The following is a 26,685-nucleotide window of genomic DNA, read 5'->3' as shown; positions in this document are numbered from 1 at the left end:
TACAAAATCAGTGGCTATTAAGGGAAATTCAACACAATGCCTCAAAGCAAGTCTGATACCAAGTTGCGGTCAAACGTAAAGGAGAACTGGGAGCGGTGGGGTCAGCCGTTTGGGAAGTGAGGGGGTTTAGTACGGTGTGCCGTCTTTGTGGACAAATTTCCACAAGCCATCCTCCAGCAGAGCTTTGAGGTCATCATCGGGATAGCTGCCTTCGTCTCCTGGTGTTCTGTCCCCGATTTCGAGGTACAGCACATCTTCTGAGGTTTCGTTGATCAGATGGTGTCCGTTGCCAGTGCCGGCTTTGAAGCCCGCGCACATGCCCGGAGAGAGTTGTGTGCGACCTTCGTCCGTGTGTAGTGTTGGACAGCCCTGCAAAATGTAGATGAACTCGTCTTGCTTGCTATGGGCGTGACGCAGGGCGGAAACGGCATTGGGAGCCAAGCGTGTGAGGTTGACACCAAAGTTCGTGAGGCCAAACAGGTCGCCAAGTGGGCGCTTTTCCCTGCCCACCATACGCGACGCGAACGGTTCAGGATAGTTTGAGGGCTTGGTTCTTGTCGGTGCGTCAGATGCCTTGATAGCGGTCGGCATTGTTTCTTGTGACATACATACATCCTGAGACGGGATGATGAGGGCTAATTATGTATTCAACGTTACATTGACCGATTAAGCATCTATCTTTTCAAAGATTAGGCGAATGACTCTTACACCAATCACCACATTCATTCATCCTCTAGAACTCACTCATCCTCCCCCACCTCAAGCTGGTAAATTTATCTCTGCTTCCGAGTTAATCAAAAGGCTGGAACGGCATTGTTGTTGAATACCACCTACCACCTATTTTCAGATTAGGTTTGGAAAAATAGCAACGAGAAACCACCTAGATATAAAAGCAGCACCAGAACACTCTCAAAGCCAATATTTCCAATTCCATGCTTCTCTCGCCGCAACAAGCCCAATAATAAGATGCCTGTCATCAGAATAGTTAAGGCGACAACAAAAACCTGTCGAGCCGCTAAAGCGTGATAGATTGAACCCTGGCGATAAGCAAAATCTGAGAAAGCGAGTAGCATCACATCAAAGCTATTCCCCCCGATCGCACCTCCTACAGCGAGAGTCAATGCACCTTGGCGAACAGCGGCAATTATTGTTACAAGTTCCGGTAGGGAATTGGATAATGCTGTAAATAGCCCACCAACAAGTGACTCCGAAAGACCAGTCTGAACCGAAAGAGATACCCCAGCCGTGCCGACACTGTAACCTGCGATCGCAACAATCGCGGCTAACATGGCAAACTGTAACCACAAACGGGTCAATTCAGATTGCTCAGATTTGTTGTCTATAACCACTTCCTCAACTCGTGTTTCATCCGTTTGCCGTGGACCCCACATTGGCATTTTTTGTGCCTCAGAAACCAGGCGCAACCCTAAAAAATAGGCAATAGGGATGATTAAAGAGGCTGGATGCACGCCCAGTACACTGATGTCTGGGCCTGCCATCGCCATCAAGGGAATTGCCAACAACGTCACTAGAAGCGTAGCTTGCACGAGAGTCGCGACAGAAGCCGCCGCGTGTTCTAAATTGGCTTTGCGATACACCATATCTGCTACGCCCAAAAACATCGTTTGAGCGGCAATCCCACCCAAAGCGTTACTGACGGCGAGTTCTGGATGATTCTGAGCCGCAGCGGTTATAGAAGTGACAATCCCCGCTAAAGACGTACTACCACCCAAAAACAGTGCCCCGACAAAGGCTTCACCCAGTCCCGTTGCGTCGGCTAAACGGTCAGCAATTCTTGCCATCCTAGTTCCAGCGACGGCAATGACCAAGACGGAGATCAGAAATAAGGTAATAGTAACGGGTACGGATTCGATTTCCATGAACTGCCAAACTTGTGAGCAAGTGTCTCTTGAATTGCGATCGCCAGCTTCATTATTTCCTGCTGGGTAGGTGAAACGCCTGTACTCAAAGTCAGATGTGTGAACTACTACCCACTAGCAGTGAACAGCAAAGTTCCTACAGCGAATGGGGTAGCAAGTTAAAAGACCAAGTAATATGTCTGTAGCTTATTTAACATTTCCTTGAGGAAATACTCGTCAATCCTTAACATCTAGCGTGTACTTTCAAATATGGCTCTTGTAAACAAGCGCCTCTATCCCGCTGCTCATTTTGCTCTTAGATACAGCACCAACTAATGATGTTGAACAGCGATCGCTTTTTTTTGGATGACTGATGTGTTTAAAGCTACTGCGCCGAGTCTTGAGAAAAATTGTCTTAGAACTTCAGTGATATCTGGCAACTAGGTCAGCGATTTTATTAAGCATGAGTTAACACTCCCTAAAGTCTTGTAAGCGCCTCCTTCAAGCTGATCCAATCTCAATAAGCAGTGCTAATAACTAGGTCTGGAAATTCAATCCGGAGCTAGCTAAAACTCTGCGGAAAAAAGCGATCGCATCTCAGTAACTTAAACACTCCAACAACTACCGCAAGGAAATTTTCATGGCTCCCACAACGCTCTCGGCTGGTGACATCGCTATTACTGGTTTTAACTTTGATAATCCTGATGAGTTTAGTTTTGTATTACTAACGGATGTTGGCTCTGGAACGAGTATTTCGTTTACAGATAATGGCTGGCTTAGCAGTGGTGGCTTTAGAAGTGGCGAGGGAACCTATACTTGGACAGCTGGCACAGATCTTACAGCAGGAACTATTATCACTCCCAACCTCAGTAGTGTGGCATTTTCGGCTGATGGTGATCAAATTCTTGCCTACCAAGGCACAGCAAGCAGTCCGACCTTTATTTATGCGGTAAACAGTGACGGTTCAGGGTGGGCAACTGATGCAACTAACTCCAACACCTCGGCATTGCCACCTGGTTTAACGAATGGCTTAACAGCCGTATCTATTCCAGAAGTTGATAACGCAATCTACAACATCAGCAACGGCACGTCTGGAACCAAGGCAGAATTACTAGAGAAAATCAGCAACTCAGCTAACTGGACAGTCAACGACACTACCCGATTTACACAACCGTCTGGTTCATTTACAGTCGGTGATAACTCAACCCCATCCCTTAGCTTGAGTATTGCCCCTGCCTCCTTCTCAGAAGCCGCAGGTGAAGCTGCTGCTACTGGCACAGTTACCCGCACCGGAGATATAAGCCAATCTCTCACCGTCACCTTGGCAAGCAGTGATACCAGCGAGGCAACCGTTGCTGCTACTGTGACGATTGCGGCGAATCAGACATCAACTACGTTTGATGTTACTGCAATTGATGATGCGATCGCAGATGGCTCACAAACCGTAACCTTAACCGCCTCTGCCACTAACTTTACCAGTGGTACAACCAGCCTCACCGTAACAGACGACGACACCACAGCCGGAACTACCCGCATCTACGATATTCAAGGTGCTGCTCATACCTCATCCTTCGCCGGACAAACCGTTACCAACGTACCTGGGATTGTCACCGCTGTTCGTTCTAATGGCTTTTATTTGCAAGACCCCAATCTTGATGCCAATGATGCAACATCAGAAGGGATTTTTGTCTTTACCTCCGCAGCACCTACTGTTATCGTTGGTGACTCAATCTTGGTTAGCGGTACAGTCAGCGAGTTCACTTCCGGCGGTGCTAGTAGTGGGAATCTTTCTATCACCCAAATTGGGGGAAGCCTGACGATTAATAAACTCTCTAGTGGCAATCCTTTACCCGTTGCGACAATTTTGGGTAATGGTGGACGCGCCATTCCCACTCAAGTGATTGACAACGACCAGTTTAGCGCCTTCGACCCAGCCCAAGACGGCATCGACTTCTACGAAAGTGTGGAAGGAATGCTAGTGCAGGTGAACAACGCGGTTGCTGTTGGTCCTACCAGCGATTTTGGTGAAATTCCTGTGGTTGCTGACAATGGGGCAAATGCTACTACCCTTACGCCGCGTGGTGGCATCATTATCCAACCGGGTGACTTTAATCCAGAACGCATCATTATTGATGACGTGTTGGTTTCCTCAGAACCCCAGGTAAATGTAGGTGACAAGTTCAGTGGCGCGATTACAGGCGTGATTGACTACAGCTTTGGTAACTACAAGCTGCTGAATACCTCATCCTTACCCAGCGTCACTTCTGGCGGTTTGACGCGGGAGACGACCACCTTAACTGGAACTGAAGACCAATTAACAGTTGCTAGCTTCAACGTTGAGAATCTTGACCCCAGTGATGGCAGTACCAAATTCGCAAGCCTTGCCAATATCATTGTCAACAATCTCCAATCACCTGACATCATCAGCTTAGAGGAAATCCAGGACAACAACGGGGCAACAAATGACAGTGTTGTTGATGCTGACCTAACTTATCAAACTTTAATTGATGCGATCGCAGCCGCAGGTGGCCCAACTTACGAATACCGTCAGGTTAATCCAGTAGACGACCAAGATGGTGGTCAGCCTGGGGGCAATATCCGTGTCGGCTTCCTCTTCAATCCTGAGCGTGTTGACTTTGTAGATACTCCCGGCGGTACCTCCACAACCAACACCACAGTAAGCAGTGGTGAAGAGGGTCCAGAACTTTCCGCGAGTCCCGGTCGAATTATTGACACCGACCTCTCCGATGGCGATGCCTTTGCCAACAGCCGCAAACCTTTGGTAGGCGAGTTTGTCTTCAACGGCAACAGTGTCTTTGTCATCGGCAACCACTTCAACTCTAAAGGTGGCGACCAACCTCTATTTGGCAGCAACCAACCGCCAACACTAACCTCAGAAGCTCAACGCTTACAGCAAGCTGAGATTGTTAACAACTTTGTAGAAAGCATCTTAGCCGAAGACCCCAATGCGAATGTCGTAGTAATGGGCGACCTGAATGACTTTCAGTTCTCAAATCCCCTAGCTACTTTAAAAGGGGACGACTTGACGAACCTGGTTGACACGTTGCCACTCAATGAACAATATACCTACGTTTTTGAAGGCAACTCCCAAGCACTCGACCACATTTTAGTTAGCGACAATCTCAGCACAACAGCCGCAGCAGAGATTGATATCGTACATCTCAATGCCGAGTTTGCAGATCAAGTCAGCGACCACGACCCATTGGTAGCCCGCTTTACCCTACCGCAAGCGAATAGCGCTCCTGTCGCCAACAATGACACAGCTACAACTAACGAAGATACAGCGGTAACTATCTCAGTTTTAGCCAACGACACCGATGCTAATAGCAATACTACCATTGTGTCGGAGACATTGGCGATCGCAACTGCCCCTAGCAACGGCACCATCTTAGTCAATGAAGATGGCACACTCACCTATACTCCGAATCTGGAATTTTTCGGCAGCGATAGCTTCACCTATACTGTTCAAGACAATCAAGGCGCTACCTCCAACGCCGGAACCGTTAGCCTCACCGTCAATCCTGTTGTGAACGTCATCAACGGCACTTCAGGCAATGACACCCTTAACGGTACAGACAAGCGCGACGAAATCAATGCAGGCGATAAGAACGACAACCTCTTCGGCAACGCTGGCAGCGATAAATTATTCGGTGAAGCAGGTAATGACGAACTCTGGGGCGGTAGCGGCAACGACACCCTAGAAGGAGGTATCGGTAACGACAAACTATACGGTGAAGATGGTAAAGACATCCTCACAGGCGGCACAGGTAACGACCAACTCACAGGCGGTGCTGACGATGACATTCTCCGTGGTGGTGCTGGCAACGACCAAGTAACTGGAGGTACTGGCATTGATACCTTCGTCCTCGCTACTGGTGAAGGCAAAGATACCTTCACTGACTTTGTTGCGGGCACTGACTTGATTGGGTTAACCGATAACCTGACGTTTGGTACGCTCACCATTACTCAAGATGGCAATGACACTCGGATTAGCGTCACGAATACCAATGAATTCCTTGCATCACTAACAGGGATTCAATCGAATACCATCACAGAAAACGCTTTTACGCTTGTCTAATACCCTATCGGTGGGGGAAGGTTGTAGGTGGTAGGTAAAATCAGTTCATCACCTACCACCTACTACCAAACAACATCCATATTTAAGACAAATTCGGGTAAGACATCTTCTCCCGAAAGCTGTTCTGGATTTCTTAATACTTCTACAGATTGGTTGATTCTGTAAATCTCTACATAGTGGTTGTCTCGGTCAACTAACCAACCTAATCTCACACCACTATTCATATACTCCTGCATCTTGGCTTGAGTTTTCTCTAGGCTATCAGTTGGAGAGAGTAGCTCCAGGACAAAATCTGGTGCAATTGGCGGGAATTTTCGCTGTTGCTCTCGTGTCAGTGTATTCCACCGTTCTAAAGCAACCCAGGCAACATCCGGAGAGCGTTCACCACCTTTGGGCAATTTAAAGCAAGTTGAGGAGTCAAATACTTTACCTAATTGGATTTTGCGATTCCAAATCACAAAATCAGCGTTGATTTCAGAGTTGTAGCTCCCTGTTTCTCCTCCAGTGGGTGCCATAACAATAAGCTCTGCGGCTGCACTCCGCTCAAACTTCACATCAGGGTTTGCTTGACACAGTTCATAAAACTGCTCGTCTGTTATGTGAATTACTGGTTCTAGACTGATAGTAAATGCAGTCATGAGAAGGACTTGAGCATAGCACGTTATTTCAGTATATAGGGTTCACTTTCTGGGGGGAGTGCAGATTTTAGTCACAGCCACCGCTTAACAATCCAGATTATCCAAGCCGTTGAGATACAGCTTCTCTATCAGCCGACCGAAAAAGGAACACCCCTCAAGGTACAGAGAAAGGCGATCGCCTCACCTTTACAATAGTTAATGTGAGGCAAGCAGGAGAATGAATCAGCGTGAATCGCCGTATTGAACCCCAACCTGGTCAAGAGTCTGTCTGGGATTATCCCCGTCCACCCCGACTAGAGGAAACACCGAAACCTATCCAGATTATCTTCAATGGCATCACGATTGCCGATACTCGTAGAGGGCAGCGTGTCCTAGAAACCAGCCATCCTCCGGTTTACTACCTTCCTCCTGAAGACATCAAGATGGAGTATTTAATAAAATCCGCTCAAGGGTCGTTTTGTGAGTGGAAGGGGAGAGCAATTTACTACACAGTCGTTGTCGGTGACAAACAAGCCACCAATGCCGCTTGGGCTTATCCCACTCCCACACCAACCTTTGCGCCAATCAAAGATTATTTAGCTTTCTATGCTCACCTGATGGATGCTTGTTACGTTGATGGAGAACAAGTGCAGCCACAGCCAGGAAATTTCTATGGCGGTTGGGTTACTAAGGATATTGTCGGGCCATTCAAAGGCGGGGCTGGAACTTGGGGTTGGTAGCTTTCAGCAGTCAGCTTTCAGCTTTCAGCTTTGAGTAATTTTTATCAGTTCCTAGCTTCAGGAATGCCGCTAATCTTTAGGACATCCGTGAACGTAGGGCAATAGGTTGGTAAACCAAATGTCCCTGGATTAACAACGTCTTGATGGGTAAAATGCCGATAGTTCATCGCAAATCTATCCCAAGCTGCCACCTGAATTCTGAATAGAACGATAATGACGTTGGCAAGCCAGATAGTCAGGGGTAGGCGAAAGTGGATTTTTTTCCCTAAATAGGCACAAACATCTTCTACAGCCTGGTTTGCCGTGACTCGTTGATTGCCTAAAACCATGCGATCGCGTATTACTGCATCTTCCTCTAGATTTAAGTCCTTGGAGGGCGGATGGTCAACCAAGTAGCGCACGACTTGAGCAATATCTCGTGCATGGATGAAGTGGAAACTCGCATCCGCTTTCAACCAGCGAATTAGGTCAACCCATTTCACCACATCAGCAATACCGGATGAGACAGCGGAGTAGGGTTTATTGCTATCTCCCCCTAATACCAAAGTTGGAAACAGGGTGGTAATCTTGGGGGCGATCGCTAGTTTTGATAATCGTCCCAGACAGTCGTACTTGGAACGAATATAATCAGAACCCAGTTGACCCGCTTCCTTCAGTAATTCGTTATTCCGATTCAGAATGCTGGCAGTAGAGAAGTAAATAACCTGCTCACAAATACTGGGGTTGAGCAGGTTCATCAACCGGATTGTTTTAACGACATTAATATCAAACGCTTCCTGTGGTCCTCCCCAAGCTGTTGCTGCCAGGATTGCCACATCCATTGTTTTGAGCAACTTATCAAAGCGTTCAATCTCAAGCAAATCAGCTTGGATAATCGTGATACCAGGACGTGCTTCGTAGTCAAATCCGAGTTTGGCTGGGTTCCTGACTAAGAGGTACAACTCATGATCAGTTTCCTGAATCAACGCTTCGGTGATGTAGTGACCAATGCAGCCACTGGCACCCGTCAAAAAAATCCGCTTAGGGTTCATTCAATGTTGGAGGCGACGATTTTGGATTTAACGAGCGGGATAAAACTGGGGCTTGAATAGTTTGGACTTCCGAATCCAAGGATTTGTTTCGTGAGTTCTGGTTGCGTAGTCAGCGCTTTGCGTGTCACCAAAAGCTTGAACTCGCAACCACTAACTTTAATGATAATCAGCTTTTGTTCAACCCGAATGGGGAGAACGAGGGAGGCGTTTAATTGGATTAGGGTGTCTTTAAACCTTCAGATCCCCCCCAGTCCCCCTTAAAAAGGGGGATGCGAGGGGGATCTTCCTTGCTTTGAGTGCAATAACAAATACTTTGAAAACACCCCCTAGGGATTAGGCATGAACGGTTAGTAATTTGTCAGCTTGCTTAGCTGTTTCAAAGAAGAACCGCACATTGTCTTCCGGAGTTCCTGGTAAAACGCCATGACCGAGATTAAAGATATGACCTCGATTACCTGCTTTGCGAATGGTATCGAGAACGCGATCGCGGATAAACTCCTGTGACCCGAACAGCACACCAGGGTCCATATTTCCCTGTACTTTCATATCCCAACCCAATCGCTGTCTCGCCTCTGCCATATCAACCGTCCAGTCTAAACTGACGATATCTACACCAGAGTGCGCCATCCGTTCTAGCACACCTGCACTGCCACTCACCAGCAGAATGAGAGGTGTATCTGGATGCGTTTCCTTAACTTGCTTGACAACTCGCTGCTGATAAGGTAAGGCAAAAGTTTCATAGTCTTGAGGACTGAGTTGACCTGCCCAGGAGTCAAACATTTGGACAACTTGGGCGCCACTGTCAATCTGATAGCGGACGTAAACTGCGATCGCATCTGCTAGTTTCCCAAGAAGTTGATGGAGTATGGCGGGTTCTGAGAACGCCATGCCTTTAATCACCGAATAGGTTTTGGAACCTTTGCCCTCAACTGCATACGCGGCTAATGTCCAAGGCGCACCGACAAAGCCTAGTACGGTTGATTGGTTGCCAACTTCCTGCCGCAATGCCTTGAGGATTTCCTGGATAAAGGGAAGAGATTCTTGGGGTTCTAAGGGGTGCAGTTGATCAACTTGTTCTTGGGTGCGGATAGGTGACTCAATAATTGGTCCTTTGCCTTCCGCAATATCCATCTCAATGCCTAAGGCGGGTAGCGGTGTCACAATATCGGAAAACAAAATCACCCCATCTGGCTGAAATGCTTTCCAAGGTTGCAGCGAGATTTCAATTGCAACATCTGGTCGTTCAGAGCGATCGCGAAATGAAGGATATTTATCCCGTAAGTCCCGATAAGCTTTCATATAACGCCCTGCTTGCCGCATCATCCATACGGGCGGACGGTCTAATACTTCGCCACGGGCTGCCCGTAATAGATACGGAACCTGGGTTGAGCCAGTCATCTAAATCTTTACCCTAGATAGTTTTTAAATGCATTTGTTAGCTTATCACTTTCAATCCCTGATAGGGATTCATGTTCGTTGGAACGTGTTCGTTGTGCTAAAACTTTTAACCTGTCTAGTTTCAATCCCTGATAGGGATTCATGTTCGTTGGAACAAATTACCGGAGGTTAGCTGATGGCTAAGACCAAGTTTCAATCCCTGATAGGGATTCATGTTCGTTGGAACTTTTATTTGATACACCTACTTCTTCCCCAGAAGTTTTGTTTCAATCCCTGATAGGGATTCATGTTCGTTGGAACCAGTATGCCCTCGCGGCGAACTCATTGGGGAAGTTTCAATCCCTGATAGGGATTCATGTTCGTTGGAACTTACAGAGGAAGCCAATGAACTTGTTAAAAATACGTTTCAATCCCTGATAGGGATTCATGTTCGTTGGAACCTAATGGTGGCAGAAAAGCAGTCCCGGCTGTTTGTTTCAATCCCTGATAGGGATTCATGTTCGTTGGAACGTGCTTTCTACTGTGCAGTGAGGTAATGAAGATGGTTTCAATCCCTGATAGGGATTCATGTTCGTTGGAACTTAATGGAAGCGGGAATATCCCGTAAGCAAATTACGTTTCAATCCCTGATAGGGATTCATGTTCGTTGGAACTTTAGCTGATAATAGCGGATATTTACCCCCTCAAAGTTTCAATCCCTGATAGGGATTCATGTTCGTTGGAACATTCTCGATGCTTGCGGTATCCTCCCAAGGGTGAGGTTTCAATCCCTGATAGGGATTCATGTTCGTTGGAACAGCAGGCACCGGAAAAGCTTACAATATTTAGTTTTCGAGGTGCAGTTGCGCGAATTGCAATTATCCTAACACTGAAAGCCATCACTAGCCAGTAAATTCTGAGCGACTATAAACTGGAACCCTTGCTATTAAAGCAAAAAACAAGTTGCGCGGATGGTGTTAGAGGAGCGATCGCATTTAAACCCTTTTCGACAAGGAAGTTCAGCCATTTTTTGCTTACGCTCCATCTAAACACCTACCCCTCCGCGCTCAACGAACCTACATCGCTACCCCCCACCATCAGCAAAGAAAATCGTGTCATCACGAGGTGGCTCACCACCAATTCTTTCAACCTTTCTCTGACAACCGCAACAGAGAAAGTAAAAGCGGATGCTATCTTGATCAGGTTTGATCAACTTACTCAGCCGTACTCGTAACTTGGCATACTGAGTCTCAGTCAAGTCGCATTCAAACACACTAAACTGCATCCACTGACCATAAGACTTGAGCAGCGAGTGAATCTTCGTTCGGCGCTTGTCCTCTGAAATATCGTAGCTAATGACAACATACATAAGCGCTATGCTCCTCACTTCTACTTGAGAACTAGAGGAGGATACTTCTTGGTTTCGCCCATCAAATACTTCGCCAAGAGTCTCGCTTGAATCTCAAACGCTTCCTGGTAGGTACACTGACGACCAAGTACGGGATGCTTGAATTTTGACTGCTTCTTTTGCTCATACAATCGCAAAAAAGTATGAAGTCCTTCCTTAGTCAAAGAAACAGCCCCAGAGAGTGGTTCCGTTGTAAAGTCAGTAGGAGAAAGCGATCGCTTATTCAGTGCAGCTAATGCGATCGCATCTACAACTAAAGGGCGAAACTCTTCCATCACATCCAGCGCTAGTGAAGGACGACCATATCGTTCAAAGTGTAGATAACCTAGATAAGGGTCAAAGCCAACTATATTCACAGCGGATTGTAAATCATGACGGAGCAACGAATAGCCCAAGCTGAGTAAAGCATTCACTGGATCAGTCGGCGGACGGCGACGTCTGGCTTCAAACTGAAACTCTGAGCCTTTGATAAGCTGATTGAAGCTACCAAAATAGGCAGCGCTGCCTGCGCCTTCTAAACCTCGCAGTGAATTAATTGTTGCTGTCGTCTCCAGTGGTGCAAGTGCTTGCTCTAACCGAGTCATACCCGATTGCAGACTCACTTCAGGACATTCCCGCTCTCGACGCAGCAGTATATTACGATAGTTTTTCAGCTTACCTCTGACAAAGCTTCTGACCAAATGCAGTGCCTGTTCAGATTCTCCATCCGCTTGCCACTGCGCTCTACGAACAAATATATTTTTCGTCATTTCTGGCTCCAAACGACCTAAATAGCGTCCAGTCCCGGTAAGAAAACTCAAGGGAATGTGACGTTCTAAAAGTTCCATCACAACGGCTGGGGAAACAGTTGCCCGTCCCAGCACCACGATGCCATCAACTTTAATGAGAGGCACATCCAGCAGCTTTTGTTGATTCGCTTTCACATACAAACGTTCATCAGTCTTGCCAATGAAAGCATCGTCTTGGGTAACATAAACGGTTCCCATGATTTACTCCTTAATCAGTTGGGGTATGTTTGCAAACTTCTCGCTTTGGCGAATTCCGAATCCTCGCTTTTAACTTGCAAATCCTGCATTTTGCCCCCTAGGGCGTGTTTTCAAACTTTGTTAGCTTCGTTATGTAGTGCAGATCCCCCTAAATCCCCCTTAAAAAGGGGGACTTTAAGAGTTTTCTCCCCCCTTAAAAAGGGGGGCTGGGGGGGATCGAAGGGTTTGAAAACACCTTCTAGTAAGCTTCCTGGTAACGTCCTACTTTATCGACAGCTTGGGGTAAGCATTGAGTGTAAAGACTGCATCCAGTACAACGTTTGCTGTAAACAGCGCTTGGAACAAGACCTGTGTTCAATAAAGTTGTCACCGCTTGGATGGTGGCAAGTGTACTTTCTCGTAATGCGATCGTCATCTCGACGGGCTGACGTTGATGAGAGTGGGCATAGTAGATATAGCCTTGATTGATGGTTTTCCCACTCATTTCCTCCAGGCATAAGGCTTGGGCACAGACTTGCAGTTCATCATTATCCCATTCGCCTCGTCGCCCTCGTTTGTATTCAACAGGATAAATCTGTCCATCGATGGATTCGATTAAATCAGATTTACCAACGAGCTTATAACGCTCTGATTTGAGCCAAATCGCTCGAACTTGCCAGGTTTCTTCTCGGTGTCCCTCACCAACAGTGTGTACGCGATCGTGCAGTCCGGTACCTTCAATGGTGTACTGGTTGTCAGTAAACTCTCCGGCACAGAACATCCGCCAGCAGCGATGAGGACAGTAGGCGTATTGATTCACGGCGGCGATAGGAATGTAGTCAGTGTCATTCATGGATTTGTTAGAGGAGACGCACGGAGTTTTGAGCATTGAGCAGAGTAATTTTGCGGCTGAACTACCGATAATTACCGTTATGGGAATTTGGATTGGGTAAGATGAAGGGCGATGGAGACTAACTCAATCGCCGCACCATGCCCATCCCCATCGGTGTCTTTCTACCGACACCACTATAGAGAGCAAAGTCAGCAAGGGCATTGATTTGCTTGATAACCAGGGGTTCAACGTCTCCTAAGAGGCGAAAGTTTATAACTCCCACACAGCCAATGAATTTGCTACGTTGGTCAGCTACCATTTCGGTGCGAATATCAAAGAAGCTAGGAAAGATGGGCTGTTCGATTAAGGTTTTGGGTAGCTCAATTCCACTGTATTGATTCCAGCGATTGAGCAGACTGTTAAAGACACTCTCTCGCGTAGGGAGGGCTGAGTCATGCTGGCTTTGCCGAAAGGCAGTCGGGGTACAGAAGGAAAATTCAATTTGGCGATCGCATTGGGAAGCTTGTTCGTAGAGTTGGGCATAGGTGCAAAAATTTGCCCAAGGCTGAGTAGATTGAAGCGTACCGAGGAGACTGGTAATCTGCAAATCAGCAGAACCGAGATGCCAAGGGTGTTGAGGATTGAGGTTGAGCCAAAGTTGATTTAGGTGACCAAATAAGGCATCATCAAGCAGAGAAATGCGCCACCAGCAAGGCGTACCAGCAGGAATCGGTTGGTTGTGTTGCCACTGTAAAATGGGGTCACGAGTTGGACGCTTGGCGATTTGAAGGGGGCTGAGAGTGAAGGCTTTTTGCTCTTTTTGCTCGTGAAGGCGATCGCCCAGTGTGCGATCGACGTAGCTTACTAGGTTGAGAAAGAGGGCGTGGAGATGGCGTCCGGTGAGGAACTGGGGATAGATGGGAGAGGCAGGAACGAGATTAAGGACTAAGCTGTGTGGCATTGCTTATACATCTCGAAAACGATACTGCATTTGAGCGGGAATTTTCAGATCTTTGAGACTATCAAAGTAGTAATATTGCCCCTGCAATTGCACATTGCGAATTAAGCTCACAGGCGGCATATTTACTACGTCGTAGCTAATGACACGATTAGTAAACATGACATCAAGAGGATTGAGTGGATAGGGAAAGGTAAATCTTCCTTCAGATTGCTTAGCTTTGGGGAGTTCTTCAACGATTAGTTCAGCTTTACTTGCCCACTTCCCCAAACGAATCCATCTGGGTAACTTCAGCGGCTTTTGGGAGATGGCAAAGAACTCAAAGCGGCTTTCTGGTGCGATTTCTTTTGCTCTTCCAAAGCTGGGGATGTTTTTCTGGGTTTTTTCCATCTCAACGTGGTAGTTGTTGTTGGCATATTTCCAGGTGTTGAGAATGGCAGCGTGAGAAAGCGATCGCGCTGGAGTAATATAAATTCCCTGTTGATTGAGTGGTGTTAAATGCTCCTCATACTTGGGAACTTGTTCGGGGCAAAAGTAGCGATAGGAATGCTCTTCGAGGACACTGGTATGATGAACTTCGCTATCTACTAATCCCAGCGCATAACAAAGTGCATAGTTGTGCAACACTGGCTCTGTCTCATACAGTCGCCCAATCTCACGAGTTGCGAAATAGAGGCTGTCGTGTAGTTCAAGCTGGCAGCGATAAACAAAAGTCATGATATCTACTCCGTTGCAGCCGCAGCTTTTTTGCCCTTCTTGCCTTTTTCAGCGCTCTTGAGAATATATTTCTGAGCATAAGCCGTTGATTCAGTGTTAGCTTGAGCTAACATTGCTTTCAGATCATTTTCATTGCTAGTTATAGACTTCACCTCATTCAACAGAGGTGTCAAAGCATCACCAATAAAATCAGTATGGGGAATGCATTCTAGAGACATCAGTTCATTAATTGCTTGTTTCGCTGCTGATAAAACATCATCTTCATCAAGAGGATCAGGCGGGTTAATTTGCTTGGGATTGGCGTTGCTCATCAAGTCATATATCTTTTGTGTCCAACGCAGATTACTAACAATCTCACCATCAGCAAAAACAATTCCAACTAATTCATTACGAACTCGACCAGTCCGGGTCGTTTGCGCTCCATAGTGACGTGTCCGTAGAATATTGTTAAAGACGTAGATAAATCCAGCCTCAGTAGGGTCTTTCAATGTCACAATGCTGGGGAAAAAAACTTGGGGTAAGATATGGTCTTGGCTATTAATTCGGCTGGTTACTTCCCCTTGACGGCTCATTGTCCCATTCTCAAAGGGAGCATTGAGGGTAAAGTTTAAGTGAGAATCATCAAATGGAGTAATGGAATATGCTGTGTCCACTACAACCTTAGATTTCTCAGAACCAGAATCACCGATCGCAAAACCATATAGAACACAATCAGGTGTAGTTTTGCTGAAATCTACGTTATAGTCGCACTTCTCCCAATCACCGATTTTGTAGTTACGAAGCAACTCTCGACCAGTCAGACGTTCTGGTGTAGACTGCTTGCGTTTAAAAAGTGCTAAACGGCTAATCGCTTCCTTATGTTCAATTCCAGCCCTTACCCTTGCTTTATTGAGTTCACCATCAGTTTGAAATAATGGATAAGATTCTGTCACCCGAATAGTCAGAAAATGAGCATATTTTCCCATCGGTTTTGCGGGAATCTCAGTATGGAAGAATTTGGAATCAACTGTCTTCAGGGCTGTCATTTTGGTTACTCCGTTGCGTGGTTATGTAAAAATTAAGATTTCAATGATTACGCTGCATCTTCAGCGTCTATCTCAGGAACATCTTCCGGTTCATCTTGCTTACGTTCCTGACGTTCTTTGTCGTCTTCTAAGCGGTAAAGATACTCGCAGGTGTCTCGAATTAAGTTGAGTTGAGTACCTGCTAAACGAGCGCGATCGCTTCTAAAGCTTTTCTCAAAAATCTCCCTCACGAAGTACTCAGCAAAGTCGTAGATTGCCTGACGCTCTTCTTCAGAATTTAGAGCGGGCTTCCATTTACCATCAACTAAAACAAGGGTAGGTTTTCCCTCAGCTGCGCGTCGTCGGACATTATTCATTAGCTTTGATAATCGTGCTGCAACAACATCGGTTAGAGATTCAGTATCACTAGCTAAAGCCTTATCAATTTTCAAAATTACATCAGCAGCCTCATCAATAGGTTTCAGCACTGCATTCGCTTTAGCATATTGACTCTTAGCTCGATAAAAATGGCGGTAGAGTTTAGTAAGTTCTCGCAGTTGATTCACAGCATCTCCTTTAGGGTCAAAGTAGTAGTAAAGGTTGAAATACAAACGAATTTTGGCAATCGGTACAGAATCACGCTCTTGTTTGCGTAACCATTTATTGAGGTAATGAAATACATACAGAGGGTTAGTTTCTAAATCACGAGCTAAAGCCGCTAACTTACCCCAATCTGGATTTCCATCTTTCTTCCGGTTGACTTCTAAGTGGATACAGTAAACAGCACTCAGAGCATTCAGCGGTGAAAATTCACGCTTATCTGATATGCGAGGGAGAATTCTATCTAAGCGGAAAGCATCTTGCACTTGCCTCAACTCAGTAGAATTCTGATTAACTAGATTTGGATTTAGATGAATCAGAGAGCGAATCGCTTGATGTTCACCATCCAGTAAAACTGTTTGTTCAAAATCAGCACCACTAATAAAAGGTGGTACAGGTGATTCTGAGGCAACTGCTTTCACATCTAAAATGAGAGGCAATGCTAATGCTAACCAAGTTGGCATAACCCAAGATTCGGTATCTGTAGCATCCTTTCCAGGTGGTAAGGCAAGGAAGAAAAAGGTTAGCGGTTGATTCGGAGGATAGCTAAGTTTGAAGGTACGATCATCTTCAGGCTGCAAGTTTTCCTGAATTAATAATGAATCAACTTGCTGATAATCCTTAATATCGAACTTGGCAACTTGCTCTTCTGCGATTAAGTGCCTACGAATGTCTGCATCAAATCGAGTTCGATCAATCCAGGTGTAAGCCTTCTGAAGGAATTTGTTAGTCTCCGGCGTAAAGAAATAAGTGGGGTAGAGATAGAGATAGCGATACTTCCTACCCTCAAAGTCTCCTCCTGTGGCATTGGTTTGATTCATCAAAATCTGCCTCAACATGATTTCAATTGACCAAATTGAGCAAATTTGACGTTTAGCGGCTTGAGCATTAAACAAAATCTGTCGGTTGCTGTAAACCTGGGGTGCAAATAAAGTTGCTGACTCCATTTGCTCAGTAACGGTGTAAGAGGAACTGGACATTGCACAAACGTTTTCACGTCCTCTTCCGTTAATCTTGGCAGCATTGTATCGCGTCAGTTCAACTAAAAAGGAATCAGCTTCTGGTGCAACAACTGCTCCTGTTGGTAGGGAAATAACCTGACTTACATAACTTCGTAAATCATTCCAACCATCCGGAATTATAAACTCTTCTATGATTGGTCGTATGAAGCTGGCAGCATAATTAACCATTTCTGCCATCTTTTCACGAATTTGGGCTTCATCTAACCCTAAATTTCGCTGAAGATACTTTGCTGCTAGGTAATACCAATCTAGGGGAACACCACCTGTTTTTTTGAGAGATTGAATAGCTTTTAAAGCAGAGATTTCATCTGATAAACCCAAGTGTTCAGCAAGTTTCTGAGTCAAGTCTAAATCGGGTGGACTTTTTCGGTTAGCTTTGGGTTGTTGCTTCTGCCAGTTGTTAAAGCGATCGCACCATGCATTCCAAATACCTCGGCAAAGAATATCGCTAAACTCTGCAAGACGATCAATCCGATAATCATCTACAAACTCGACCTTCAGAGTTTCTGGCAAATCCCCTTCTTTCTGAAAAGCAACTAAGCTATCACTGCGCTTTTTAGCAGAAGATGTTTTTGTACTAGGAATTAGTCGGCAAGCTGCATCAATACTGACTTCCATTAACTGTACAGTATCGAAAAATAGCCAGTAGTATTCAGCAAACTTAAATCCTTTACCATCACGGCTAAAACCTGTTTGCTTCAGCTTTAGCTTATCTGCACAAAAACTCTTAATCTTGGCAATGACTTGCTCAGGAATATCATCAGTTGTAATAGCGGGAGCATCAGCCGTTGCTAGATAGACTACACCATCCGGTAAGTATAGTAGTGGAGTATAAAACTCACTTAGATGAGCCTCCATTAAAGCATTGTTCAGAATATTCGTTAGCACTCCTCGATTATCGGAGAGAGTGTGATAACTAAACTTAAACTGGTGATTACTCAAATTGCCTATAATATCAGGTAGGCTACCTTTTTCTATATCACTAGGATGCTTGACTACTGAGGCAAATCTATCTGATAGTTTGACAAGGTTTGAAAGAACTCCTCTCGTTCTTCCATCTAGTTGATAATCTTGTAATCCACGACTCTCAAGCCCTAAATCAGCATCTCTTCCATCTCCGGCATTATGGCTTACCCAAACAATATCATTCAGGGAATTTTGCCACCCTTCTCCTAAGAAATTGTCTATACCAAAATCCTGAATTTTCTGAGCTAAATAACCACGAGCAAAATCTGGTGCATTATCTTTATTAGCCCACTTTTTATCCTTAAGCTGTTCTTCAGGTTGATGAGTAGTTAACCAAGATATATAATCAGGAAATTTCTCAAAGTCATGCAGGAGATAAGACGCAGTAAATAGATGAGCTGCCTTATCATCGCAAAAGCGTTTGACTTGATTTGTTTCTGGTGTCTCTGTTCTCAGTTTCTTCAAAATACAATAAGTGGGAAAGAAACCATTGAGGAGATGAGCGACAAGAGATTGATCACCAGCATTATCTCTACGAATAGGTTTCCTGTGTCCTGCTGCTACCTCAGCATCCATTTGATCAAAAAATTGACCGCCTTTAGCCGTTGCTCCAACTAACTGCTGAATTAGGTTAGGTAAGACATGGTCTGAAAAGTTGTCTAAAAGGCGATCGCTCTCATTCCCACTAACCTCTTTAATAGCTTCTTTAAACAAGCGAATTGTCAACAGTTCTGGCTTTGCCGGAGTCTCATTATCGTCATTATCGGAAGAATGTAGCCATTGATAAAGATCATCTTCATTCATTGTTCTGTATCCTCTGGCTCATTGGGTCGATATTCCTGAATACGTCCGCTTTGAATAATCCACAACTTCCCTTCAACTTCTGCTACCTCTAACCCACTAATTAATGTCTCTATTGCTTCACGCCAATCTTCAAACGTGGGGCGAGATGGCAAACGAATCACCACAATTCCTGCATAGTCAGGGGGATTGAACCGCATTCGATTCCCAAATCCCCGATCTACAGTGACTAAACATCTACCTTCACGGCGACAGATATCAATCAATTGCTCATCTGGCACTGAAGTCAAACTTTGTTCTCGGACTGTGGCTACATCATGTCCAGCTTGACGCAACCATGTAGCAACCCGAAGACTACCAAGATTTTCATCAAGTTTGATATTCACTTGCTTGGTTCCTTCTAAGTCCTAATTGGAATTTCGACATAGACATCCCTTGTTACTTCAGCAGCGTAGGCAATACAAGCCAAAATATCCTCTTGCTCTAAACCTGGATACTCCTCAAGAAGTTCTTCAATTGTTGCTCCGCCAGCTAACAGATCGAGAATCAAAGAAACCCAAATGCGATGTCCTCGAATACAAGGTTTGCCAAAGCAGATATTCGGATCGATAGAAATTCGAGATAGCAGATTTTCTCTAGTCATAGCCGTTTACCTCTAGTAGCGGACTTTTTCAGCATATCCATCCTTCATCCTCCCTGGGTTTCCAGTGCCAAGTCAGTGTTTCTAGCAACAGCGCAGACTGACCAAAAGCAATGGTGTAGGGCGGCTTTGTGTCATCTACGCGATCGCTAAGGGAGTAAGCTTGAAAGTGGATGGGTAATCCTAGCTTGGCTCGTATAGTGGCGCGATCGCGATCGGAAATGAAGCACACTAAACCTTGCCTAGACAGAGCTTTGCTAACATCATTAAGTCCACTACCCTGTGGTTGCCAAACTTCCAAACCCTTCAGAATCTGTACTTTGCCAGACTTAGCAATCTCGCTGATGTCATCTCCTGAATAGTAAAACTGCCAATTTTCCCGCATCTCTCGATATCCAGTTAACTTCAGGTAGCACAGAACCTTATCCTTGTTGAAGCGGCTTGTTGCTAATCCCGCTGCCTTGAGTCGGCTGATGAACTCTGATTCTTGCATCCATATAAAGGTAAAGTTACTCAGCAAACTGGGGAGATTGTAGGTTTTAAAGCGATCGCGTTCTGGTTGATCTGGATTCGTAACATCATAAATGGCACAATTTAGCTGGCTACTGCCGCGAAAACTCCGAGCTTCTTCAATGATTTTCTTTTTGTTTTCGCTCATACAGCGAAAAAGCTGTGCTTTTTTTTGTTCGATAGTTACTCCCAAGACATTTTTGATATCGGTTGCAAACTTTTCCGCAGCTTCCGGGTATTGTTGCTTCATCTGAAAATTGTTATTTAGTTCTAAATACACACAAGCTGATTGAATCCCACCCCACCGTTTAGGATACTGCTCAAACTCATTAACAGAAGAATAGTTAGTCCTGATAACGTCAGAAAAGGTGATGCGATCGTAAGTTTCGCCATCTTGTAATGGATGCTTATCAGCCTCAAACAGCCGCTCTACAATAAAGTTGGGTAGCAGCGCATAAGCCTGGTATGTCTCAAAACCTTCATGTCTTCCCAATCTGCCAAAGCGTTGGATAAAGTTTCCGGCATCTGCTGCTTCAAACACCAAGAAATTGATCTTGAAGTCCACACCTACATCAATTGTGGATGTTCCTAGAAGTAAATCTGCTTCTTCAACCGATCTACATTTTTCAGTTTCTCCTGTTAACCCAGTATTGGGTAGAACCTTCAGATTGTGGAATTTAAAAATATTCTTGAATTCGGAAAGCAGCTTATGAACAGCAGCAACTGAATTTAGGATAATTGCTCCTTTGCTTCCAGGATTATCTAAAAAGAATTTCAGAATTGTTTTTTCTGCATTCTCTAAAATCCAGTCATAACTAGAACGCAAGTTAGGCTCTAATTTTTGAGGAAATTTTAGATTGATAGGATAACTAATCTGTCGCCAACCTGCGACGGGTGAGAACTGATAAGCATTCTGCTCAACTGGATTAATAATTTGATACTTCAATCCAGCGTTAGACAAAAAATCTTGTAATAACTTGTTGGGTGTAGCAGAGAGAAAAAGAAACTTTTTTCCAGGAAAAGTATGCTTGATTAAAATAATTGCATTAATCACGTTTGTCATTTGAGGAGAAGAGAAAATATGAAACTCATCAAAGACAAATAAGTGGTAATTAATATTAAACTTTGCAAACAGTCGATCTGCCTTATCTCCTTTACCCTCCTTGTTACGCCGAAGATAGCGGAAGTCATGAATGTAGTGAAAGATGTCAGGGTTTGTCAGGAGAATTTCTGAGTTATCAGAACGATCAATCAATCCTGCCAGTTTTGAAGACAGCTTTTTTGTTTCAATGAAATCCTCAAGAATTGCTGCATTCAAGCGATAGATTTGAGGATCATAAATATTTTTATTGTGAGGCTGAAACTTGTCTTTGTAACCGCGCACCTGTTTTTCCTGATCTCGTGCTAGCTCATTTGTCGGGTATGTCGCTAAAGTGTAAGTGCGGCTCGTCATGGCTGCAAGATAAGCCGCTAAACTTTTACCGTCTCCAGTCATGGCTGTATTGAACACCACATCAATCTGTGGATCGCGGAGTGCCTGTAGGGTTGCTGCTTGATGCCACGAGAGGGAACTCCAACCTGGAGGCAAGTTTATTCCTTCAGGCAGTACCTCAGCAGGACGAGAGTATACGGGTCTAAAACTAATAGAATAGGCTGTCATGGTTAGATTGCCTGTGTAAAGAAGTAATCTATATTTAGACTAAACCCAAGATGACATAATTTTCCATAAAGTGCAAGTATAAATTTGAGATGCCGAGAAAAAAAGAAGCTCTTACCCTTTCAGTTCCGCCAGGAACAAAGGAGCAGTTAGAGGCGATCGCCTCCCGTCTAAACATTCTCTGGGGCAAAAAGCCCAGTCCATCAGGTTTAATAGTAGCGATCGCCAAACAGCAGCTAGAGGTAGGGCAGCGGTTCACCTTAACTCCAGTGCAAGTACAGTCTCTCGAACAAGCGGTTAAATTACTCATTGATTCTGGATATCTCCCTCAAGCTCAAACACTGACTGCATTGGTATTGGATCGAGGAAATTTGGAACCCCTCCAACGTCAGTCTCTCCTTCAGCAAATCAGCCAACCTGTTGAAAATTGGCGTGTTCGGCTCGATCAGCAAATCGAAAACAGACAGCCATTTCGCCTCTACTATCAGGATGCCCAAAATAGAGCTTGGGAGTTCATCGTTCGCCATGCTCATATCAGACTTCGGGAAAAGCGGTTTTACCTGGAAACCTGGAACGAACAGACAGAAGACAATTTCGATATTCCTGAACTAGCTCATAATCGCTCTTTGCGGTTGGATCGGATTACAAACTTAGCCATCATACCCACTGAGGGAGAATGGCGAGATAATCAAGACTTAGTAAAAGTGCAATTACACTTTTACAAGAGACTCGCCCGTGCTTATGAAATGAAATCAGAGGATATTAGCGATACCTGGGAGGGAGATATCCGGAAAGTAGTCAAGGAAGTGTCGAGTACCTTTTGGTTATTTAGAGAGGTGTCACCCTATTGGGAGGATTGCGAGATTGTATCGCCAGAGAGTGTGCGATCGCGTTTCACCCAAAAACTGCTAGCCCTTTGCAATCAATATGGGCTGAAAATCCAAGATTAGCCCTAGGGAAACAAACCCAGACAAGCAGAACTCCACCCCTAGACTTAGGCAATCCAGACCTATGAACGTTAACACTGAATATAGCCTTACGAGCCATTGCAACGGGTCGTAGGAGAATATTCATACTCAAAATAAAGAGCAACTAGAGATGACTACTTCGATAGATCACAACGAAGAAATTAAGAAGCTGCGTGAACTCGTCAAAGACATTGACACTGGGATGCTAACGACAATAGACGAGGACGGGACTCTGCATAGCCGCCCGATGTCAACGAATGGGGAGATCGAAGCTGATGGTAGCGTCTGGTTCTTCACCTATGCCAGTTCCCATAAAGTGACGGAAGTTGAGCAGCATCAACAAGTCAACGTTAGTTTCTCAGCACCCAATAAACAACGATATGTCTCAATGTCAGGTACCGCTCAATTAGTACAAGATCGCAGCAAGATAGAGGAATTGTGGAAACCGCAACTCCAAGCTTGGTTTCCTAAAGGACTGGATGAACCCGATATTGCTTTGCTGAAGGTCAATGTACAGAAGGCTGAATACTGGGATGCACCGTCGAGCTTTGTTGCCCACACGATTGGCTTAGTGAAAGCAATCACCACAGGCGAGAAAGCCAGTAGTGGCGAGAATGAAAAAATCAACCTGAGCTAAGTACCCTATGAGATGGTCTGTTTGGGTGGCACTTGCCCTGATTTTGTCCGGATGTGATTCTGTCACCCAATTTCTTTCAGAGTTGCCTGAGTTCGATACTCGCTCCAGTTCCCCACCAACTCCCCTTGCTACACCCCAATCTCCTGCAACAGCGCAAATGGAAGCGCAGGTGCGCCAGCGGATTAATGAAATTCGTCAAAAGCAGGGTTTGAGCGAACTTCAGAATAATGAAAAATTAGCTCAGGCTGCGCGTGACTATAGTCAGGAGATGGCAGAGAAAGACTTCTTCAGCCACACCAGTCCGGAGGGTAGCACGATGGTGAAACGGGTACGCTCAGCAGGAATAATTTTCTACTTCATGCTGGGTGAGAATCTGTTTATGTGTACTAACATCCCTCAACCCGTCCCCGCCTCAGTGCAGGGTTGGATGGATAGTCCAGGTCATCGCGAGAATATCTTGCGTCCTGAATATCGAGAAACAGGTATCGGGGTTTGGCGCACAGGCAATACCTATTACTTCACTCAATTGTTTATGCGATAGCAAAGCGTAATGCGATCGCATTATTCTTTTGTGTATTTTAAACGTCGAGGTCTCTCTTAAAAGCGTACAGTTGCTCTCATCCCTGTTCGCTCTGAGACAAAGCTCTCAGCTTCTAGATATTTTGTAAGGATGATTTTGCTGTTATCCACCGTCCCGTTTCCGGGTCTCGATAAACAGGTGCTTCAACAATGATGTCCTGAAGTGGTTGAGATGGATTCACAACAGTCCACTGACCTGTCTGGGGGTCTCGATAAGTATTGAAGGGTTGTTGTTGAGCCTGTTTCCAAAGTGTCATGATTATTCCCTGATTGACTAGCACACCTCCTGATAAGAGTATCCTAGGCTGTAAAAAAATACAATTTCGTGATAAAGCGCTCTAAATTATCGTGAAGATAGTCACTGAAAATCGTGATTCCTAGCAATCACGAACAATGTTTTCGCTCACAAAAAGTCGGCAGGAAGCCCACATCCGTTTTGGTGTACACAGATAATCCTCATAACTCAGGCTGCGTTCAGGCATCTAGACTTACCCAATCTAGACAAGTGTTCTTGATAGAACCATAAGAATGCATTGCACAGATAAGTTGGGTGTTGCCGTGGCTTTTGCCGTAGTAGTAGCGGCAGCCTTCACAAGTTTTAGGACGCTGAGGAGAACTGTTTGTCGGTCGGCGAATCGAGTAGCTGACGCGAACTGTCTCGACGATGCCACCTGATTTTTGGATAGCAGTACGAATTTTCCAGAGATCGGAGCTGGAAAGACCTGGTAGTTGCGCTCCAATGCTTAACTGGTGGGAGAAGCTACCTGATTCAAGGGGTTGGCAAACACTCATTCCTCCAAGTCGTTGAACTGTGCGCTGAATGATGTCAACAATGCGTTCAGGAGTATTGCAGTAGGCACAGAGGTAAACTGATTTACTGGCAGTGGCAGCTTGAAACGTGATGTAAGTTGGTAGAACTAATTCTATTGGTTCAGGTTGCGGTTCAAAAGAGTGGAAGCTCACCATAGCGCATCAACAGTGTCCTGTTTCTAGAAGACGGCTGATCGTAGTTAGATTCAATAAGAAACTATAGTTGACAAACTATCATTTCTCAAATCAAATCGCTAATGGCTTCCCCACATGTTCAGCCTCATCGTGCTTTCAAGTACCGGGTTGCTTTGCTCATCAGCATCGTCGTAATTGTTCCTTTGGGTTACGCCATTCGGTTTCATGGAACTGCACCTGAATGGCTAAATGACTCGTTTGGGAGCATTGCCTATGAAATTTTCTGGATTCTACTGGTTGCTCTCCTCTTCCCGCGACCTTCACCCTTATGGACTGCTGTAGGGGTATTCTTTACCACCTGTGCGCTGGAATTTCTGCAACTGTGGCAATCCCCATTGTTGCAGACGATGCGAGCAACCTTACCAGGTCGCCTCGTACTGGGGAACACATTTACTTGGTCAGATTTTCCCTCTTACTTGATTGGTAGCGTTCTCGGTTGGCTGTGGATGCGATCATGCTTGGCACGGTACCACAGGTAATCGCTCAGTTAGCTTTCAATTGCCAGAGAAACGCGATCGCCTCCAATATCCCGCATTTTTCCAAGAACCTTTACAACCTCTTCGTAGGGCAATTTACGGTCTGCATTTAAAACAACTGCTCCTTCTGGGTGTTGCTGCAAATAGGCTTGCATTGGTTGAGCTAATTGATCTTCAGTAATCTGTTGCTTCCCTAGAAATAGTTGTCTCTGCTCGTTAATACTCACAACTAGTGGATCGGGTGTTTTCTGCTCACTGAGTCCCTCACCTGCGCTAGGTAGAGTCACATTAACCGCATTCTGCTGATTTGTTAAAGTCATGGACACAATGATGAAGAATGTCAAAATTGTCATAATGACATCCATCATTGGCACCAGGTTAATTTCTGGCATCTGCGAGCTTTTCTGCTTAGATTTGAAGCGCATTGTGTTAAGTTGGGATTCTAGATTTTAGGTATTATTTTTACTCTGAAGACCTAGTATTCAGACGATAGCTGATCGCTGATAGATGAGCTTTTATTAGGAAAAGATGGTTCGTACCAAGTTTGTCGGTAGATTAATTCTAATTCGCTACCAACTTCAGAAAAATAGTCTATTTGTTGCGATTGTAAGGTAACGAAAATTCGGAAAAATGACAAAGCAATGATTGCCACAATCATACCAGCGGCTGTCGTGATCAGAGCCTCACCAATACCAGCCGCTGCCTTGGTTGCACTCTCACTCGCACCACCACCGCCAATATTAAGGTTATTAAACGTGACAATCAAACCCGTTACGGTACCTAACAAACCGAGTAAAGGTGCAAGCCCAACCACACTTTCTAGAAGTTTATCCCCTTTATGCATCCGGACAAATTCTTTGTCACCAGCGGCTTCTAATGCCAGATGAAAAGTTTCAGGGGTGGGGTTCTTGAGCTTTAGTGGTGCTAGTAGGTAGCGACCAATCGGGAGTGCCTGCGTTTGAGAGGCAATAGCAGCAGCCTTGTCTAAGTCAACCCGCGCCGCAGCCAGAACATCGTGGACAATTCTATCTTCTTGTCTCAACAACTGGAACCAAAACCAGCCACGCTCCAAGGCGCAGGCAAAGGTCGCAACAGACAGCCCGACGATGGGTATCATTACCGGGCCACCTGAGACAATCAAATCAAGGATTCTGGACATATAGGGTAAGGGCTGGCTAGGCTGAATCAGGCTTTTCCACGCTAGCATATCGGAATTG

General features: G+C 45.2%; 26 protein-coding genes and 1 CRISPR repeat array. Of the genes, 7 read left to right on the top strand and 19 right to left on the bottom strand.

Translation table 11 applies throughout. The features are described from left to right. Positions 1-126 precede the first annotated feature (126 nt). The gene (locus H6F98_RS10030; RefSeq protein ID WP_192218524.1) at positions 127-606 is read right to left on the bottom strand and encodes a cupin domain-containing protein; all 480 of its coding nucleotides are present in this window, start codon (positions 604-606) and stop codon (positions 127-129) included. Positions 607-697: 91 nt separating this feature from the next. Between H6F98_RS10030 and H6F98_RS34000 the strand changes: the two genes are divergently transcribed. Then, on the top strand, positions 698-823 hold the full coding sequence (locus H6F98_RS34000) for a hypothetical protein (protein WP_277927549.1): 126 nt from the start codon (positions 698-700) through the stop codon (positions 821-823). 25 nt (positions 824-848) lie between these two features. Here the strand turns inward: H6F98_RS34000 and H6F98_RS10025 are convergent, their stop codons facing one another. Then, positions 849-1,880, bottom strand: a complete 1,032-nt coding sequence (locus H6F98_RS10025; protein WP_192218523.1) for a sodium:calcium antiporter — start codon at positions 1,878-1,880, stop codon at positions 849-851. Between the two features lie 619 nt (positions 1,881-2,499). Here H6F98_RS10025 and H6F98_RS10020 point away from each other — a divergent pair. Next, positions 2,500-5,958 (top strand): Ig-like domain-containing protein, encoded by a 3,459-nt coding sequence (locus tag H6F98_RS10020; protein WP_192218522.1) that lies wholly within the window; start codon positions 2,500-2,502, stop codon positions 5,956-5,958. A 62-nt stretch (positions 5,959-6,020) separates the two neighbouring features. Here H6F98_RS10020 and H6F98_RS10015 read toward each other — a convergent pair whose 3' ends face one another. After that, a complete protein-coding gene (locus tag H6F98_RS10015; protein WP_192218521.1) occupies positions 6,021-6,596 on the bottom strand; it encodes a Uma2 family endonuclease in 576 nt (191 codons plus the stop codon). Positions 6,597-6,823: 227 nt separating this feature from the next. Here H6F98_RS10015 and H6F98_RS10010 point away from each other — a divergent pair, with 227 nt between their 5' ends. Further along, the gene (locus H6F98_RS10010) at positions 6,824-7,315 is read left to right on the top strand and encodes a DUF427 domain-containing protein (protein ID WP_313929831.1); all 492 of its coding nucleotides are present in this window, start codon (positions 6,824-6,826) and stop codon (positions 7,313-7,315) included. 44 nt (positions 7,316-7,359) lie between these two features. On the opposite strand, the gene H6F98_RS10005 is transcribed toward H6F98_RS10010, so the two are convergent. From H6F98_RS10005 to cas3, 12 genes are all read right to left on the bottom strand, one after another. Continuing rightward, on the bottom strand, positions 7,360-8,346 hold the full coding sequence (locus H6F98_RS10005) for an NAD(P)-dependent oxidoreductase (RefSeq protein ID WP_192218520.1): 987 nt from the start codon (positions 8,344-8,346) through the stop codon (positions 7,360-7,362). 333 nt (positions 8,347-8,679) lie between these two features. Continuing rightward, positions 8,680-9,744 (bottom strand): uroporphyrinogen decarboxylase, encoded by a 1,065-nt coding sequence (gene hemE / locus H6F98_RS10000; RefSeq protein WP_192218519.1) that lies wholly within the window; start codon positions 9,742-9,744, stop codon positions 8,680-8,682. 48 nt (positions 9,745-9,792) lie between these two features. After that, positions 9,793-10,541: a CRISPR direct-repeat array (repeat unit 37 nt; unit sequence GTTTCAATCCCTGATAGGGATTCATGTTCGTTGGAAC). A 266-nt stretch (positions 10,542-10,807) separates the two neighbouring features. Continuing rightward, positions 10,808-11,092 carry a CRISPR-associated endonuclease Cas2 gene (gene cas2 / locus H6F98_RS09995; protein ID WP_192218518.1) on the bottom strand — a complete coding sequence of 95 codons (285 nt, stop codon included), beginning with the start codon at positions 11,090-11,092 and terminating at the stop codon, positions 10,808-10,810. A gap of 20 nt (positions 11,093-11,112) precedes the next feature. Beyond that, positions 11,113-12,117 carry a type I-D CRISPR-associated endonuclease Cas1d gene (cas1d, locus tag H6F98_RS09990; protein WP_192218517.1) on the bottom strand — a complete coding sequence of 335 codons (1,005 nt, stop codon included), beginning with the start codon at positions 12,115-12,117 and terminating at the stop codon, positions 11,113-11,115. A gap of 238 nt (positions 12,118-12,355) precedes the next feature. Further along, positions 12,356-12,949, bottom strand: a complete 594-nt coding sequence (gene cas4, locus H6F98_RS09985; protein ID WP_192218516.1) for a CRISPR-associated protein Cas4 — start codon at positions 12,947-12,949, stop codon at positions 12,356-12,358. A gap of 118 nt (positions 12,950-13,067) precedes the next feature. Next, complete coding sequence (gene cas6 / locus H6F98_RS09980) at positions 13,068-13,889, bottom strand: CRISPR-associated endoribonuclease Cas6 (RefSeq protein ID WP_192218515.1); 822 nt, start codon at positions 13,887-13,889, stop codon at positions 13,068-13,070. Positions 13,890-13,892: 3 nt separating this feature from the next. Beyond that, on the bottom strand, positions 13,893-14,603 hold the full coding sequence (cas5d, locus tag H6F98_RS09975; protein WP_192218514.1) for a type I-D CRISPR-associated protein Cas5/Csc1: 711 nt from the start codon (positions 14,601-14,603) through the stop codon (positions 13,893-13,895). 5 nt (positions 14,604-14,608) lie between these two features. After that, positions 14,609-15,628, bottom strand: a complete 1,020-nt coding sequence (gene cas7d / locus H6F98_RS09970; protein WP_192218513.1) for a type I-D CRISPR-associated protein Cas7/Csc2 — start codon at positions 15,626-15,628, stop codon at positions 14,609-14,611. A 47-nt stretch (positions 15,629-15,675) separates the two neighbouring features. Next, complete coding sequence (cas10d, locus tag H6F98_RS09965) at positions 15,676-18,999, bottom strand: type I-D CRISPR-associated protein Cas10d/Csc3 (RefSeq protein WP_192218512.1); 3,324 nt, start codon at positions 18,997-18,999, stop codon at positions 15,676-15,678. After that, the gene (locus H6F98_RS09960) at positions 18,996-19,382 is read right to left on the bottom strand and encodes a DUF5615 family PIN-like protein (RefSeq protein WP_192218511.1); all 387 of its coding nucleotides are present in this window, start codon (positions 19,380-19,382) and stop codon (positions 18,996-18,998) included. Before H6F98_RS09960 ends, cas10d begins: the two co-directional genes overlap by 4 nt. 14 nt (positions 19,383-19,396) lie before the next feature. Further along, the gene (locus tag H6F98_RS09955) at positions 19,397-19,639 is read right to left on the bottom strand and encodes a DUF433 domain-containing protein (protein WP_192218510.1); all 243 of its coding nucleotides are present in this window, start codon (positions 19,637-19,639) and stop codon (positions 19,397-19,399) included. A gap of 28 nt (positions 19,640-19,667) precedes the next feature. Further along, positions 19,668-21,806: a type I-D CRISPR-associated helicase Cas3' gene (gene cas3 / locus H6F98_RS09950; protein ID WP_192218509.1), complete on the bottom strand. Its 2,139-nt coding sequence runs from the start codon at positions 21,804-21,806 to the stop codon at positions 19,668-19,670. Between the two features lie 89 nt (positions 21,807-21,895). Here cas3 and H6F98_RS09945 point away from each other — a divergent pair, with 89 nt between their 5' ends. The 3 genes from H6F98_RS09945 to H6F98_RS09935 all read left to right on the top strand — a co-directional run bounded on the left by H6F98_RS09945 (position 21,896) and on the right by H6F98_RS09935 (position 23,949). Further along, positions 21,896-22,753: a YafY family protein gene (locus H6F98_RS09945; RefSeq protein WP_192218508.1), complete on the top strand. Its 858-nt coding sequence runs from the start codon at positions 21,896-21,898 to the stop codon at positions 22,751-22,753. Between the two features lie 148 nt (positions 22,754-22,901). After that, a complete protein-coding gene (locus H6F98_RS09940) occupies positions 22,902-23,408 on the top strand; it encodes a pyridoxamine 5'-phosphate oxidase family protein (RefSeq protein WP_192218507.1) in 507 nt (168 codons plus the stop codon). A 7-nt stretch (positions 23,409-23,415) separates the two neighbouring features. Continuing rightward, the gene (locus tag H6F98_RS09935) at positions 23,416-23,949 is read left to right on the top strand and encodes a CAP domain-containing protein (RefSeq protein ID WP_192218506.1); all 534 of its coding nucleotides are present in this window, start codon (positions 23,416-23,418) and stop codon (positions 23,947-23,949) included. A 112-nt stretch (positions 23,950-24,061) separates the two neighbouring features. Here the strand turns inward: H6F98_RS09935 and H6F98_RS09930 are convergent, their stop codons facing one another. Both H6F98_RS09930 and H6F98_RS09925 read right to left on the bottom strand, forming a co-directional pair. After that, on the bottom strand, positions 24,062-24,244 hold the full coding sequence (locus tag H6F98_RS09930) for a hypothetical protein (RefSeq protein WP_192218505.1): 183 nt from the start codon (positions 24,242-24,244) through the stop codon (positions 24,062-24,064). A gap of 217 nt (positions 24,245-24,461) precedes the next feature. Beyond that, the gene (locus H6F98_RS09925; RefSeq protein WP_192218504.1) at positions 24,462-24,953 is read right to left on the bottom strand and encodes a hypothetical protein; all 492 of its coding nucleotides are present in this window, start codon (positions 24,951-24,953) and stop codon (positions 24,462-24,464) included. A 101-nt stretch (positions 24,954-25,054) separates the two neighbouring features. Here H6F98_RS09925 and H6F98_RS09920 point away from each other — a divergent pair, with 101 nt between their 5' ends. Next, positions 25,055-25,471: a DUF2809 domain-containing protein gene (locus tag H6F98_RS09920; RefSeq protein WP_192218503.1), complete on the top strand. Its 417-nt coding sequence runs from the start codon at positions 25,055-25,057 to the stop codon at positions 25,469-25,471. An 8-nt stretch (positions 25,472-25,479) separates the two neighbouring features. Here H6F98_RS09920 and H6F98_RS09915 read toward each other — a convergent pair whose 3' ends face one another. Together H6F98_RS09915 and H6F98_RS09910 are read right to left on the bottom strand one after the other, a co-directional pair. Further along, positions 25,480-25,860, bottom strand: coding sequence for a biopolymer transporter ExbD (locus H6F98_RS09915; RefSeq protein WP_242058461.1), 381 nt, complete (start codon positions 25,858-25,860; stop codon positions 25,480-25,482). Between the two features lie 83 nt (positions 25,861-25,943). Then, on the bottom strand, positions 25,944-26,675 hold the full coding sequence (locus H6F98_RS09910; protein WP_242058460.1) for a MotA/TolQ/ExbB proton channel family protein: 732 nt from the start codon (positions 26,673-26,675) through the stop codon (positions 25,944-25,946). Positions 26,676-26,685: the final 10 nt, after the last annotated feature.

This window comes from Microcoleus sp. FACHB-SPT15 (assembly GCF_014849525.1).
Classification (GTDB): Bacteria; Cyanobacteriota; Cyanobacteriia; order Cyanobacteriales; family Coleofasciculaceae; genus Symplocastrum; species Symplocastrum torsivum.
This window is presented reverse-complemented; position numbering and strand designations above follow the sequence as displayed.